This window comes from Streptomyces sp. JJ38, assembly GCF_019303475.1.
Classification (GTDB): domain Bacteria; phylum Actinomycetota; class Actinomycetes; order Streptomycetales; family Streptomycetaceae; genus Streptomyces.
This window is the reverse complement of record NZ_JABLSI010000016.1, coordinates 18,536-31,803: the sequence shown is the minus strand read 5'-3', so window position 1 is coordinate 31,803 and position 13,268 is coordinate 18,536. Positions and strand designations below refer to the sequence as shown.

The window sequence follows — 13,268 nt, the reverse complement described above, 5'->3', positions numbered from 1 at the left end:
GCCGATGCTGAGAACCGTCAACCGGCTGTTGCTGGGCCTCGTCGGACTCGGCCTCCTGGCCCTGGGGCTCGCCGCTCTGGCCGCCGCCGCGGATCTGCCGCGGCGGCTGGACGTCGTCCCGCCCGAGGGCTACTCGTGGCGCAACCCCGACGAGGTCGTGCTCACCCACGAGGACCGCACGCAGTGGACCGACGAGGGCTGGTGGTGGCCCGTCGTCTTCACGGTGCTCGGCGCGCTGCTCCTCGTCGCGGTCTGGTGGCTGCTGGGCCAGCTCCGCGCCCGCCGCCTCGGCACGCTGCAGGTGGACAGCGGGGACGGCGCCGGGGCGCGCCTGCGGGGCTCCGCGCTCGCCGAGGTGCTGGCCGGGGAGGCGGAGAGCCTGCCCGGCGTCCGGGACGCGCGGGTGGTGCTGACCGGCCGGCGCCGTGCGCCCCGGGCCCGCGTCGGGCTGCTCGTGGACGCCGACGCCCGCCCCGACCACATCGTGCGGGAGTTGCGGGAGGGGCCGCTGGAGCGGGCCAGGCTCTCGGCGGGGCTGGCCGAACTCCCGGCCGAAGTGCGGCTGCGCGGCGCGCGCGGCCGCACCGAGCGTATCGGCTGACGGCTCCGGCCGAACGCCCCCGGCGGGTGCTGACGGCCGCACGTCCGGGCGCTCCCGCCGTGGTGCTCGGCGGCGGGGCGAGGCTCAGAAACGGTGCTGCGCGCCGCCGTCCACGGGGAGCATCGTGCCGGTGAGGTAGGAGGCCGCGGGGGAGAGCAGGAACGCCGCCGCCTTCCCGAACTCCTCCGGCGTGCCGTAGCGCCCGAGCGGGATCATCGCCTGGTTGCGCTCGCGGGAGGCCGCGGCGTCACCGGAGAGGGCGTCCAGCTCCCGCAGCCGGTCGGTGTCGATGCGCGAGGGCAGGAGCCCCACCACCCGGATGCCGCGCGGCCCCAGTTCCAGTGACAGCGACTTCGCGAACCCCGCCAGCCCCGGGCGCAGTCCGTTGGAGATCGTCAGGCCCGGGATGGGCTCGGCCACCGAACCGGACAGGACGAAGCCGATGACGCCGCCCTCGGACAGCCGCGCGGCGGCGGCCCTGGCCAGCCGTACGGCGCCGAGGAAGACGGACTCGAACGCCTCCCGCCACTGCGCGTCGCTCGACGTCTCCGCGCTGCCGGCCGGCGGGCCGCCCACGCTGATGAGGACGCCGTCCAGCCGCCCGAAGGAGGTGAGCGCGGCCTCCGTCAGCCGCTCGGCCGCCTCCGGGTCGGCGTTGTCCGCCGCCGTGCCGACGGCCAGGGGGCCGAGCCGCCGTGCCGTGTCCTCCGCCGCGCCCTGCTCGCGTCCGGTGATCATGACCCGTGCCCCGTCGGCGGTGAGCTGCTCGGCGGTCGCGAAGCCGAGCCCGCGGGTGCCGCCGGTGACGAGGTACGCGGTGTCCTTGAGCCCAAGATCCATGGGGGTCAGTCTGCCGTGCCCGCCGTGGCCCGCGCGAGGGCCGGGTCGGTGGCCGACGCGCCCTCGTCCGCCGTCCGGGCCGCGGCCCGCCGGTCCCGCAGCTCCCGGCGGAGCAGGATCACCCAGCCCACGGGGACGGCCGCCGTGAACAGCCACCACTGGACCGCGTAGGCCAGGTGCGCGCCGACGCCGCTGTGGTCGGGCTCCGGGACCTGCTCGGCGAGCTCGTCCTCGGCGGGCCGCGGGTCGGTGGCCGTCAGCTCGACGAAGCCGCCGAGCACGGGGCGCTCCAGCTCGGCGGCCCGCTGCTCGCTGTTGATGAGCATGACCTGGCGCTCGGGCAGCCCGCCGCGGTCCTTGATCCCCGTGGCCGCCGTCGTCTCGTCCCGCAGCAGCCGCCCGGTGACGGTCACGGTGCCGCCCGGGGCCGCGGGCACCTCGGGGAAGGCCCGCTGGTCGCCGTCGCCGGGCACCCAGCCCCGGTTGACCAGCAGCGCGGTGCCGTCCGGGCGGATCAGCGGGGTGAGGACGAAGTAGCCGATCTCGCGGCCGTCGGCGGCCGTCCGGCGGCGGACGACGACCTCGTGCGCGGGGTCGTAGACGCCGGTCGCCGTGACCCGGCGGAACATGTCGTCCTCGGCGGGCTGCCGGCCCACTCCGGTGAGCTCCGCGACCGGAACCGGCTCGGCGGCCAGGCTGCCGGCGATCAGCTCGTTGTGCGCCACCCGTGCCTCGTGCCGGTGCAACTGCCAGAACCCGAGCTGGACCATGACGGGCATCAGCACGAGTGCGAGCAGAGTGAGGATCACCCACTGCCGAGACAACAGGAAGCGGTACACGACCAACGACGGTACCGCGCGGCCGTCAGCCCTTCGGCGCGGGGGCCACGTCCCGCAGGAGCTGGGTGAAGGCCGCCTCGTCGATGACGGGGGTGCCGAAGGAGCGGGCGCGGGTGACCTTGCCGGTGGGGGACTCGGGATCGTTGGTCACCAGGAGGCTGGTGAGCCGGGAGACGCTCGTGGCGATGTGCAGCCCCGCCTCGACGGCCCGGTCCTCCAGCAGCTCGCGCTCGGTGAAGGTGTCCCCGGAGATCGCCACCCGCATGCCCTGGACGAGCGCGCCCCCGGGCTCGTACCGGCCGGGGTTGGGGTAGGGGCAGGCGGGGCGGCGGCGGGAGGGCCGCCAGGCGGCCGAGCGATAGGTCTGCCGGCCGCGTGCGAAGCCGCCGTCCTGCGGCCCGGTGGCCCACTCCGTGAGCGGGGTGCAGGCGAGCAGGGGGAGCCGGGCGCCCCGGCCCGCGGCCAGCCGCAGGCTCGGCCGGAACGCCTCGGCCAGCACCCGGGCGTCGTCCAGCGCGTGGTGGGCGCGCTCCTGGACGACGCCGTAGTGCGCGGCGAGCGTCTCCAGCTTGTGGTTGGCCAGCGGCAGCCCGAGCTCTTTGGAGAGGGCGATGGTGCACAGCCGCTGGCGCACCGGCGGCTCGCGGTCCGCGCGGGCGAACTCGCGGGCGATCATCGTCCAGTCGAACATCGCGTTGTGGGCGACCAGGACGCGGCCCTCCAAGCGCCGGGCGAACTCCTCGGCCACGTCGGCGAAGAGGGGGGCGTCGGCCAGGACCGCGCTCGTCAGGCCGTGGATCCAGGTGGGCCCCGGATCACGCTGTGGGTTGACGGTGGAGTACCAGTGGTCCTCCACCTCGCCCCGGCCGTCGAGCTGGTAGACGGCGGCGGAGACGATTCTGTCCTCCCGGGCGAGCCCGGTCGTCTCCACGTCCACCACGGCGTAGCGGGTGGGGTAGCCCGACGGCCAGGAGGACTCCGCGTGCTGCTGCGCGGGGATCGGCGGTGCGGTAGCCGCGGACTGAGGCCGGCTTTCCGGTGCCGTCTGATCTTCGAGCATGGTCACAGAGGATACGGGCCCCGACTGACAGCGAGCCCCCGTGGCCGCGGCAAGCCCGGTTTTCCGCAGGCCCTTTGACGTCTGTTCGGTTTGGCGGACAAGGGGGGCTTCGTCCCGCTTGTCTCTTTGGGGCGGGTGACGGGAGCCGAGGGACGGAGGAGGCCGGGCCCCGCGGGACCCGGCCTCCTCGTCGTGCTGCGTCACGTCGGCCGGTCGGCCGGACGGGCTTACCGCACGGCGGCCAGGGCGTCGACGATGCCGAAGCCGTAGAAGCTGTTGACGTGCCTGCTGCCGGTGCAGGTGGCGGCGTAGCGCCCGTCACCGCTCGGGTCGAACTCGCCCTCGGGGCACGGGGTGCTGACGGCCTGGGCCTTCAGGCGCCAGGCCAGCTCCTGCGGGCTGACGCGCGGGTCCTCGCTCTTGATGAGGGCGGCGACCCCGGCGACGTACGGGCCGGCCATCGAGGTGCCCTGGAGGAACGCGTACTCGCCGTCGGGCATCGTGGACAGCACGCCGCCGCTCTTGGCGGGGGCCTCCGGGAGCTGGTAGCGGGCGTCGCCGCCGGGTGCGGCGACGTCGATCTGGCCCAGGCCGTGGTTGGAGAAGTACGACTTGACGCCGTGTGCGCCGGTGGAGGCGACGGAGGTCACACCCGGGAGCTGGGTGGGCATGTCGGGGCAGGTGCTCGGGTCGACGGTCCGCTCGACGGGGGTGGTGTCGTTCGGGCTGGAGGTGTCGGTGAGCTCGTCGGAGGCGAGGTCCAGGTTGGAGTTGCCGGCCGAGGTGATGTGGGCGACGCCCTGCCGGGTGGAGTACGCCATCGCGCGGCTGACGGCCTCGACGAGGGCGCCCTGGTCAGCGTCGTCGCGGCAGGTGAACAGCCACGGGTCGATGTAGTAGCTGTTGTTGGTGATCTCGACGCCGTTCTCCGCGGCGAACATGAAGGCGCAGACGACGGCCTCGGTGTAGAAGAGGCTCGTGCCCGGCTCGCTCACCTTGATGGAGGAGACCTGGACGCCCGGGGCGGCTCCGGCCACGCCGATCCCGTTGCGCGGGGCGGCGACGATGCCCGCGACGTGCGTGCCGTGGTAACTGCCGTTCGGGTACGGCCGCCAGGCGCCCTCGGAGGTGTCGGCGACGCCGCCGACGCAGTTGGCGGACTGCTCGGCGGAGAAGTTGGGCGCCAGGTCCGGATGGGTGTCGTCCACGCCGGTGTCGATGACGGCGACGGTCACGTCCCGGCTGCCCTCGCTGATCCGGTGCGCCTCGTCCGCCCTGATCTGCGGCAGCGGCCACTGGAGGGACTCCAGCGGCTCGTTGACGTCCCCGTCGGCCTGCCGCGCGCTCTGGAAGCCGTCCTTCGGCGGCTTGACGTACTCGGGCTCGCCGACCTCCGTGGTGGCCACGGGGGTCAGCGGGGCCGTGCGCGTGGCGCCCGCGGAGTCGATGCCCTTGGTGGCCCGCATCCGCGCGCCGAAGTCGGGGTCGGAGGAGTGGGCGACGACGACGCCGATCTCCTCGTAGGCGGTGACGACGGTGCCGCCCGCCTTCCTGACGGCCTTCCTGGCCTTCTTGACGGCCTTCCGCGAGTCGTCGGTGTTGACGACGTAGGACAGCCTCGGGCCGTCCGCGGCGGCGGGCTTCCCCTCCGCGAGCGCCGTGCTCGCGGAGGGGAGCAGCCCGAGTGAGACGGTCAGGGCCACGCCCGCGGACATGGCGAGCAGCCGGCGGCGCCGTCTGGACAGGGGGCTCAGTGCCATGGGGTCTCCATGTTCTCGAGAGTCTTGGAGGTCTCGGGTGCGCGATGCTCCAGGGCTGCACGCGGAGCCCTGGCCTGGCCCACGGCTCCGCCCGCGGCCTCCGGAGCGCGAGGTGGCGCGTCAACGCGGCGTCCGATGAGCGGAGTTGGTCGTTCGCGGACCGGAGGGGAAACTATCGTCGTCCACTGTCGTACGGCAATGATTTTCACATTAACATGAGAATTTAACAGAGGGTGTTCGCCTCGTTACTTCAACGACCTGTTGAATGTCGGAGGGCTCACGTACGCTGCGGAGCAAGGCTTCAACCGTCGGAGGGCTGGCGCGCATGCTCAAGGACACCTACGGCCGGGTCGCCACCGACCTGAGGGTCTCGCTGACCGACCGCTGCAACCTGCGCTGCACCTACTGCATGCCGGAAGAGGGTCTGCAGTGGCTGGCCAAGCCGGAGCTGCTCACGGACGACGAGATCGTCCGCCTGGTGCGCATCGCCGTGACGCGGCTGGGGGTGGACGAGGTGCGCTTCACCGGCGGTGAGCCGCTGCTGCGCCCCGGGCTGGTCTCCATCGTCGAGCGCTGCGCCGCCCTGGAACCGCGGCCGCGGCTGTCCCTCACCACCAACGGCATCGGCCTGGAGCGCACCGCGGAGGCCCTGCGGGGTGCCGGGCTGGACCGCGTCAACGTCTCCCTGGACACCCTCGATCCCGAGGTCTTCCAGCGCATGACGCGCCGCAAGCGCCACGCCGACGTGCTGCGTGGGCTGGCCGCCGCCCGCGCAGCCGGACTCACCCCCGTCAAGGTGAACGCCGTGCTGATGCCGGGGCTCAACGAGGCCGAGGCGCCCGAGCTCCTCGCCTGGGCCGTGGAGAACGACTACGAGCTGCGGTTCATCGAGCAGATGCCGCTCGACGCACAGCACGGCTGGCAGCGCGAGGGCATGATCACCGCGGGGGACATCCTGGAGTCCCTGCGCACTCGCTTCACCCTCACCCCCGAGGGTGAGGAGGCGCGCGGTTCCGCCCCGGCCGAACGCTGGATCGTGGACGGCGGCCCGCACCGGGTCGGCGTGATCGCCTCCGTGACCCGCCCCTTCTGCCGCGCCTGCGACCGCACCCGGCTCACGGCCGACGGCCAGGTCCGCACCTGCCTGTTCGCCACCGAGGAGTCCGACCTGCGCGGAGCCCTGCGCGCCGGCGAGGACGACGCGCAGATCGCCGGGCTGTGGCGGACCGCGATGTGGGGCAAGAAGGCCGGAGCCGGCATCGACGACCCGTCCTTCATCCAGCCGGACCGCCCGATGTCAGCGATCGGCGGCTGAGCCCGGCCCTTCCGGGGCCTCCCACTCCGCCAGCGCCACGACGTCCTTCAGGAAGCCCCGCATCCCGAGGAACTCCGACAGGTACTCGCGGTGCTCCGGGCAGGCCAGCCACGTCTTGCGCCGCTCGGGCGTGTGCAGTTTGGGGTTGTTCCAGGCGAGAACCCACTGGGCGGGTGCTCGGCACCCCTTGGCGGAACAGATCGGCGTATCCTCGGTCACCCGCCCATCCAAGCATGTGACCTGCGAACATGACGACGCCGGGCAGCCACGGGGGGAGCCGCCCGGCGTCGATGTGTCGCTCCGACGGGGGATACGGAGCGCCTAGGCAGTATGGCACGCAGGGGCCCACCGCGTGAGTCGAACGCGAATGATTGTTCCGGGCCCGCCAGTTCCGGGCCGCCGCGCATCGGGCCCGACCCGGTCAGCGTTCGGCCCCCTCGCCGCCACGCCCCCCGCCGCCCCGCGGCCCCCCGTCCACGGGGCCGGGCCGTCCGTCGCGTCCGGCGTCCGGTGCTGCCTCGGACGGTTCGCCCGGTGGCGCCGCCCCCTCGGCCGTCCACGCCCCCACACCGGTGGCGTCAGCGCGCTCCTCCGCCGTCTGCGTGGCGGAGGGCTCCAGGGCCTGACGGGTGGGCGGCAGGACGAACGTCCCGGGCAGGCCGGGCGCGTTCTCCCGCCCGGCGTTCGCGATCACCACCGCCACATACGGCAGCGCCGCGCCGAGGACCAGCGTGACCACGGCCAGCGGTCGGGAGACGTTCCACAGCAGGACGGTGAGCAGCACCGAGGCGGTACGGACCAGCATGGAGATGACGTAGCGCCGCTGCCGCGCCCGCACGTCGTCCGTCAGCCCCTGGCGCGCCCCGGTGATCCGGTAGACCTCTGAACCGTGCTGTCTGCGCCTCACCCTGCACCCCTGGTCGCTCGACGCCCACCGCGGAGCCGCCTACGTGTATCGATCGGTACAGCGTCCGACATCGTCCACGGTACGCCTCCGGCGACGGTCGTCCGGAGTCGGGGCGCGGCTCCCAGGTCACCCGTCCGGCCCATCAGCGGGTGAACGCGCCCCGCCGGTGTGTGCAGCCTTGAGTGCGAACCGTTCGCCCGCTGTGCTAGGAGGCGCCATGAGCTGGCTGTGGGCAATCCTCGTCGGGCTGGTGCTGGGCGTGCTGGCCCGCGCCATCCTGCCGGGCAAACAGGACATCCCCCTCTGGCTGACGATCATCTTCGGCATGGTCGGCAGCCTTCTCGGCAACGCCGTCTCGCACTGGATGGGCGTCGACGACACCGACGGCATCGACTGGATCCGGCACCTGCTGCAGCTGGCCGGCGCCGTGCTCGTCGTGGCGGTCGGCGCACCGCTGTGGGTCTCGATCAGACGCGGACGACGCACCCACACCTAGGCACCCGGCACCGGGGGCCGCGCTCGCGGCCCCGAGGACCAAGCCGGGCACGCGGAGCGGTCAGCGCCCGCGTGCCCGGCTTGCATCGCGTCCCGCCCGCGGGCGGGACGCGACGCAAGCGTCACAGGCCGCGGACCTCCGCGACCTTGCGGCCCGCCTTCAGGTACAGCGTGCCCCGTGCGCCCAGCTCGGCCCGGCGCTCGGCGGCCACCTCGGCCAGCGGGCGCAGCGCGTCCGCCTCGGGCAGGACCACCGTCTGCTGGGTGCCGCCGCCCTCCGGCTCGATGACGAGCCGCAGCCCGTTCTGCTTGGCGAGCCGACGGGCGGCCGACGCGCTCGGCGTGAACTGAAGGACCTTGGTCAGCACCGCGGCGATGCCCTCACCGCCGTGCGCGGCGGCGTCCACCACCGGGAGCGTCCCGACGTCCGTGAAGGTCTTCTTCGAGAACTGCGCGACGAAGCCGGCGCGGGCGGCCATCGCCGCCCTCAGCCCGTACAGGGCCGCGACGACCTCGCCCGCCAGGACCTTCTTCAGGTCCATCGGGTGCAGGCTCCGGCTCTCGATCCGGGCCGTGGCGGCCTCGATCTCGATGTCCGTCCATTCCGTCCAGGCCCGAAGGTAGGGGACCATCAGCCGGTCCGGAATGGACATGATCTTGCCGAAGACGTCGTCCGCCCGCGCGGTGAGCGCGATGTAGTTGCCCTTCGACTTGGACATCTTCGCGCCCGAGCCGTCGGTGCCCTCGATCAGCGGCATCGCGGCGATGAGCTGCGGCTCCTGGCCGTAGACCTCCATCACCTTCCGGCCCATCTGCATGTTGAGCAGCTGGTCCACGCCGCCCAGCTCGATGTCGCAGTCCAGCTCGGCGGAGTCGATGGCCATGGCCACCGGGTAGATCAGCTCCGACATGGTGAGCCCGGAGCCGGCCGCGAGCCGGTTGCGGAAGTCCTCGCGCTGCAGCAGCTGCGCGGCCGGGATCTGCGCGAGGATGCCGATGAGCTGCGGGAACGCGATGCGCCCCAGCCACTCGCTGTTGTGGACGAAACGGACCCGCTCGAAGTCGAAGAACGGCCGCACCTGGTCCCGGTAAGTGGACAGGTTGCGGGCGATGTCCTCGTCCGTGAGCGGGGGCCGCTCGGCCGTACGCCCGGAGGGGTCGCCGATCTTGGCCGTGATGTCGCCGATGAGCACCGTCACGTCGTGGCCCATCCGCTGGAAGCGGCTGAGCACGATGAACGGCACCGCGTGACCGAGGTGGACCTCGGCACCCGTCGGGTCGATGCCGAGCTTGACGTGCAGCCCCCGGCCCTCACCGCGCCGCTGGTCGATCCGCTCGGCCAGCCGCTCCACGCCGGGGAGCAGCTCCACCGCGCGGGAGGCGATCAGCTCCGCCTGCTCCTTGGCCGAGAGGTCGCTGAGGTCCAGATATCGCCGCGAGGCCGTCTCGGTGAGCAGTTGCTCCACCGTCGCGTCGGAGGAGAGGTCCTGCGCCAGCAGCTCGCTGGCGCGCCGCACGGATTCGCCGAGGCGTGTCACGTCGATGTCCAAGGATCGGGGTCGGATGGGATCGGGACAGAGTCTATGCCGGTCATACGCCCTTGCTCACCGAGCTCATGTTGAAGTCCGGAATGCGCAGGGGCGGCATGGCCGCCCGCGTGAACCAGTCCGACCACTCGCGCGGCAGCGTGCGCCGTGTGCGCCCGGCCTCGGAGGCCCGGCCCAGCAGGGCGACGGGCGACTCGTTGAACCGGAAGTTGTTCACCGCCGCCGTGACCTCGCCGCCCTCCACGAGGTAGACGCCGTCCCGGGTGAGGCCGGTCAGCAGCAGGGTGGCCGGATCGACCTCCCGGATGTACCACAGGCAGGTCAGCAGCAGGGCGGGGCCGTCGTGGCCGGAGGCCGCCACCATCTCCTCCAGCGACCGCTCGCCGCCGCCCTCCAGGATCAGGTTGTCCACCGCGGGGGCCAGTGGCAGCCCGGTCAGCCCCGCGGAGTGCCGGGACGTCGGCAGGTGGACGAGCTCGCCGTCACGCAGCCAGTCGGTCGCCCGCAGCGGCAGCCCGTTGTCGAAGACGGAGTCGTCGTCGTGGGAGGCCCGGCACACCGCGAACGGAGCGGCCTCCAGCCCTTCGTGGTGCGGGTCGCTGCGCAGCGTGAGCGGCAGCCCGGCGAGCCGCTCCCCGACCCGGGTGCCGCCGCCGGGGGTGCTGAAGACGCTGCGGCCCTCGGCGGCGTCCCGGGCACCGGACGACCACAGCTGGTAGATCATCAGATCGGCCACGGCGCTCGGCGGCAGCAGCGTCTCGTACCGCCCGGCCGGCAGCTCGACCCGGCGTCGCGCCCAGCCGAGCCGGCGCGTCAGCTCGGCGTCCAGCGCGGCCGGGTCGATGTCCGTGAAGTCCCGCGTGGCGCGGCCGGCCCAGGCGCTGTGCTCGTCGGTCTTGGCGTTCAGCTCCAGCGTTCCGGTGGGCTGGTCGTGGCGCAGCCGCAGCCCGGTGGAGCTGCCCAGATACGTGGAGACGACGCCGTGCTGCGCGAAGCCGTACAGCCTGCGCCCGCCGGACCGGGCCGCGCCGAAGCACTCCCCGAGGGCCGGGGCGAACTGGGCGAACACCTCGGCGGAGGTCTCGGCGGCCGGGGCGGTGAAGTCGGCCGAGGTGGCCGTCCCGGACACCAGCGGCTGGGCGTCCTCGGCCGGGCCCGCCGTCCGGGCCGCCTCCTCGGCGGCCCGGACCAGCGGCTCCAGGTCCTCGGGCGTCACCCCGGCGCGGGACACGACGCCGGACGCGGTGCCCTGGCCGCCGTCCACCGTGGCGATCACGGTCACGGAACGGCCCCGGGTGACGCCGTTGGTCGTCAGGGCGTTCCCGGCCCAGCGCAGGTTGGCCGAGGACTGCTCGTCGGTGATCACCACGCAGCCGTCGGCCCGGGACAGCTCCAGAGCCCGCTCGACGAGCTCGTGCGGGGCGGTGGGCTTGCTCATCGGCCGGCCTCCTGGGTGGTGTTGAGGATGTTGACGCCGCGGAAGAGCGCCGACGGACAGCCGTGCGAGACGGCGGCGACCTGCCCGGGCTGGGCCTTGCCGCAGTTGAAGGCGCCGGCCAGCAGATACGTCTGCGGGCCGCCGACCGCCTCCAGCGAGCCCCAGAAGTCCGTCGTCGTGGCCTGGTACGCCACGTCGCGCACCTGACCGGTGACGCGGCCGTTCTCGATGCGGAAGAACCGCTGTCCGGTGAACTGGAAGTTGTAACGCTGCATGTCGATGGACCACGAGCGGTCGCCGACGACGTAGAGCCCCCGCTCCACCCCGGAGATCAACTCCTCGGTGGACGGCCCGTCCGGCGCCGGCCGCAGCGAGACGTTCGCCATGCGCTGCACCGGGACGTGGGCGGGGGAGTCGGCGAAGGCGCAGCCGTTGGAGCGGCCCAGGCCCGTGAGCTTCGCGATGCGCCGGTCGAGCTGGTACCCGACGAGGACCCCGTCCCTGACCAGGTCCCAGGACTGGGCGGCCACGCCCTCGTCGTCGTAGCCGATCGTCGCCAGGCCGTGCTCGGCGGTGCGGTCCCCGGTGACGTTCATGGCCGGCGAGCCGTACGCCAGGGTGCCGAGCTGGTCGAAGGTCGCGAAGGACGTGCCCGCGTAGGCCGCCTCGTAGCCCAGCGCCCGGTCCAGCTCGGTGGCGTGCCCGACCGACTCGTGGATCGTCAGCCACAGGTTCGAGGGGTCCACCACGAGGTCGTAGGAGCCCGCCTCGACGCTCGGGGCCGCCATCTTCTCCGCCAGCAGCCCCGGGATCCCGGCCAGCTCGGTGTCCCAGTCCCAGCCGGTGCCGGTCAGGTACTCCCAGCCGCGCCCCACCGGCGGCGCGAGCGTGCGCATCGAGTCGAACTCGCCCGACTCCGCCACCGCCACCGCGGTGAGCTGCGGATGCACCCGCACCCGCTGCTGCGTGGTGACGGTGCCCGCCGTGTCGGCGTAGAACTTGTTCTCCTGCACCGCGAGCAGCGAGGCGTCCACGTGCGCCACGCCCTCGGCCGCGAGCAGCCGCTCGCTCCACTCGCGCAGCAGCGCCGTCTTCTCCTCGCCCGGTACCTCGAACGGGTTCACCTCGTAGGCGGAGACCCAGGTCCGCTCGCCGTGCCCGGGCTCGTCCGCCAGCTCCACCCACTCTCCCGACCCGGCGGACCGGATCACCTGCGCGGACAGCCTGGCCATCGCCACCGCCCGCGCGGCCACCCGCGCCGCGGCGTCCATCGTCATGTCGACGCCCGCGGCGAAGCCCCAGGCACCGCCGTGCACGACGCGGACCGCGTAGCCGGCGTCCGTCGTGTCCGACGAGCCGGACATCCGGGCGTCCCGCAGCCGCCAGTCGGCGCTGCGCACCCGCTCGCAGCGGAAGTCGGCGTGCTCGGCGCCCAGCGCCCTGGCCCGGGCCAGCGCGGCGTCCGCCAGCCGGTGGAGCGGCAGCGCGGTGAAGGTCTCGTCAATCGAAGGTGGCAAGGCAATCCTCCCGTGGTTCGCCAACCGATCATGCCCCGCCACCGCCTCACGCACCCGTCGGGACCGAGCGGCCGCGGGGGCGTCTGTAGGAACTCCACAGGGGCGTGCCGGGGGCCCTGTGGACGCCCGAGTCCGTGGCGCTCGAAGGGGACCGATAGTTTGCATGGTGCACGGCTGGACACGGCACGAGCCGACGACGCGCGGCTCCTGCAGGCTTCGACAGATTGGGAGAGTGGTCCCTTGAGCCGCTCGGTTCTCGTCACCGGAGGCAACCGCGGCATCGGCCTCGCCATCGCCCGCGCGCTCGCGGACGCCGGCGACCAGGTCGCCATCACCTACCGCTCCGGTGAGCCGCCGGCCGGCTTCCTCGCGGTCAAGTGCGACATCACCGACCCGGAGCAGGTGGAGCAGGCGTACAAGGAGATCGAGGAGAAGCAGGGCCGGGTCGAGGTGCTGGTGGCCAACGCCGGCGTCACCCGCGACCAGCTCCTGCTGCGGATGACCGAGGAGGACTTCACCTCCGTCCTCGACACCAACCTCACCGGCACCTTCCGCATGGTCAAGCGCGCCTCGCGGGGCATGCTGCGGGCCCGCAGCGGCCGGATCGTGCTCATCTCCTCCGTCGTCGGGCTGCTCGGCTCGGCCGGCCAGGCCAACTACGCGGCCTCCAAGGCCGGACTGGTCGGCTTCGCCCGCTCGCTCTCCCGGGAGCTGGGCTCTCGCGGCATCACCTGCAACGTCGTCGCACCCGGCTTCGTCGACACCGACATGACGCGCGCCCTCAGCGAGGAGCAGCGTGCCGCGATCACCGACCAGGTGCCGCTCGGCCGCTACGCCGAGCCGGAGGAGATCGCCGCGACCGTGCGTTTCCTGGCCTCCGACGAGGCCGCGTACATCACCGGAGCCGTCATCCCCGTTGACGGCGGATTGGGCATGGGGCACTGAACGA

Annotated in this window: 13 protein-coding genes; 4 read left to right on the top strand and 9 right to left on the bottom strand. The window is 73.2% G+C overall.

What is annotated here, in order from left to right; all coding sequences use genetic code 11:
- Positions 1 to 4: 4 nt before the first annotated feature.
- Positions 5 to 601, top strand: coding sequence for an alkaline shock response membrane anchor protein AmaP (gene amaP, locus HPT28_RS11015; protein ID WP_219090839.1), 597 nt, complete (start codon positions 5 to 7; stop codon positions 599 to 601).
- 84 nt (positions 602 to 685) lie between these two features.
- On the opposite strand, the gene HPT28_RS11010 is transcribed toward amaP, so the two are convergent.
- The 4 genes from HPT28_RS11010 to HPT28_RS10995 all read right to left on the bottom strand — a co-directional run bounded on the left by HPT28_RS11010 (position 686) and on the right by HPT28_RS10995 (position 5,100).
- Entirely contained in the window at positions 686 to 1,441 is a 756-nt protein-coding gene (locus HPT28_RS11010; RefSeq protein ID WP_219090838.1) for an SDR family oxidoreductase, read from the bottom strand.
- Positions 1,442 to 1,446: 5 nt separating this feature from the next.
- On the bottom strand, positions 1,447 to 2,280 hold the full coding sequence (locus HPT28_RS11005) for an SURF1 family protein (protein ID WP_219090837.1): 834 nt from the start codon (positions 2,278 to 2,280) through the stop codon (positions 1,447 to 1,449).
- A gap of 25 nt (positions 2,281 to 2,305) precedes the next feature.
- Positions 2,306 to 3,340 carry a DEDDh family exonuclease gene (locus HPT28_RS11000; RefSeq protein WP_219090836.1) on the bottom strand — a complete coding sequence of 345 codons (1,035 nt, stop codon included), beginning with the start codon at positions 3,338 to 3,340 and terminating at the stop codon, positions 2,306 to 2,308.
- Between the two features lie 227 nt (positions 3,341 to 3,567).
- Positions 3,568 to 5,100: a S8 family serine peptidase gene (locus HPT28_RS10995; protein ID WP_257578413.1), complete on the bottom strand. Its 1,533-nt coding sequence runs from the start codon at positions 5,098 to 5,100 to the stop codon at positions 3,568 to 3,570.
- 325 nt (positions 5,101 to 5,425) lie between these two features.
- Here HPT28_RS10995 and moaA point away from each other — a divergent pair, with 325 nt between their 5' ends.
- Entirely contained in the window at positions 5,426 to 6,415 is a 990-nt protein-coding gene (gene moaA, locus HPT28_RS10990) for a GTP 3',8-cyclase MoaA (protein ID WP_219090835.1), read from the top strand.
- On the opposite strand, the gene HPT28_RS10985 is transcribed toward moaA, so the two are convergent.
- Positions 6,398 to 6,634 (bottom strand): hypothetical protein, encoded by a 237-nt coding sequence (locus HPT28_RS10985; RefSeq protein WP_219090834.1) that lies wholly within the window; start codon positions 6,632 to 6,634, stop codon positions 6,398 to 6,400. The two genes, moaA and HPT28_RS10985, sit on opposite strands and share 18 nt — an antisense overlap.
- A gap of 202 nt (positions 6,635 to 6,836) precedes the next feature.
- Entirely contained in the window at positions 6,837 to 7,322 is a 486-nt protein-coding gene (locus HPT28_RS27625; RefSeq protein ID WP_308119158.1) for a DUF3099 domain-containing protein, read from the bottom strand.
- 217 nt (positions 7,323 to 7,539) lie between these two features.
- On the opposite strand from HPT28_RS27625, the gene HPT28_RS10975 reads away from it, so the two are divergent.
- Positions 7,540 to 7,818: a GlsB/YeaQ/YmgE family stress response membrane protein gene (locus HPT28_RS10975; RefSeq protein WP_219090833.1), complete on the top strand. Its 279-nt coding sequence runs from the start codon at positions 7,540 to 7,542 to the stop codon at positions 7,816 to 7,818.
- Between the two features lie 121 nt (positions 7,819 to 7,939).
- Here the strand turns inward: HPT28_RS10975 and tyrS are convergent, their stop codons facing one another.
- Genes tyrS through HPT28_RS10960 form a run of 3 tightly spaced genes read right to left on the bottom strand, consistent with a single transcriptional unit; the run spans position 7,940 to position 12,319 of the window.
- On the bottom strand, positions 7,940 to 9,355 hold the full coding sequence (tyrS, locus tag HPT28_RS10970; protein ID WP_219090832.1) for a tyrosine--tRNA ligase: 1,416 nt from the start codon (positions 9,353 to 9,355) through the stop codon (positions 7,940 to 7,942).
- Positions 9,356 to 9,407: 52 nt separating this feature from the next.
- Complete coding sequence (locus HPT28_RS10965) at positions 9,408 to 10,802, bottom strand: metallopeptidase TldD-related protein (RefSeq protein ID WP_219090831.1); 1,395 nt, start codon at positions 10,800 to 10,802, stop codon at positions 9,408 to 9,410.
- Positions 10,799 to 12,319, bottom strand: a complete 1,521-nt coding sequence (locus HPT28_RS10960) for a TldD/PmbA family protein (protein WP_219090830.1) — start codon at positions 12,317 to 12,319, stop codon at positions 10,799 to 10,801. Before HPT28_RS10960 ends, HPT28_RS10965 begins: the two co-directional genes overlap by 4 nt.
- A 240-nt stretch (positions 12,320 to 12,559) precedes the next feature.
- Between HPT28_RS10960 and fabG the strand changes: the two genes are divergently transcribed.
- Positions 12,560 to 13,264 (top strand): 3-oxoacyl-[acyl-carrier-protein] reductase, encoded by a 705-nt coding sequence (gene fabG, locus HPT28_RS10955; protein ID WP_219090829.1) that lies wholly within the window; start codon positions 12,560 to 12,562, stop codon positions 13,262 to 13,264.
- Positions 13,265 to 13,268: the final 4 nt, after the last annotated feature.

Coding starts and splice junctions, on each gene's coding strand:
- moaA (WP_219090835.1), top strand. CDS start 5,426: ATGCTCAAGGACACCTACGGCCGGGTCGCCACCGACCTGAGGGTCTCG.
- HPT28_RS11000 (WP_219090836.1), bottom strand. CDS start 3,340: ATGCTCGAAGATCAGACGGCACCGGAAAGCCGGCCTCAGTCCGCGGCT.
- HPT28_RS11010 (WP_219090838.1), bottom strand. CDS start 1,441: ATGGATCTTGGGCTCAAGGACACCGCGTACCTCGTCACCGGCGGCACC.
- HPT28_RS10995 (WP_257578413.1), bottom strand. CDS start 5,100: ATGGCACTGAGCCCCCTGTCCAGACGGCGCCGCCGGCTGCTCGCCATG.
- HPT28_RS10975 (WP_219090833.1), top strand. CDS start 7,540: ATGAGCTGGCTGTGGGCAATCCTCGTCGGGCTGGTGCTGGGCGTGCTG.
- HPT28_RS10965 (WP_219090831.1), bottom strand. CDS start 10,802: ATGAGCAAGCCCACCGCCCCGCACGAGCTCGTCGAGCGGGCTCTGGAG.
- amaP (WP_219090839.1), top strand. CDS start 5: ATGCTGAGAACCGTCAACCGGCTGTTGCTGGGCCTCGTCGGACTCGGC.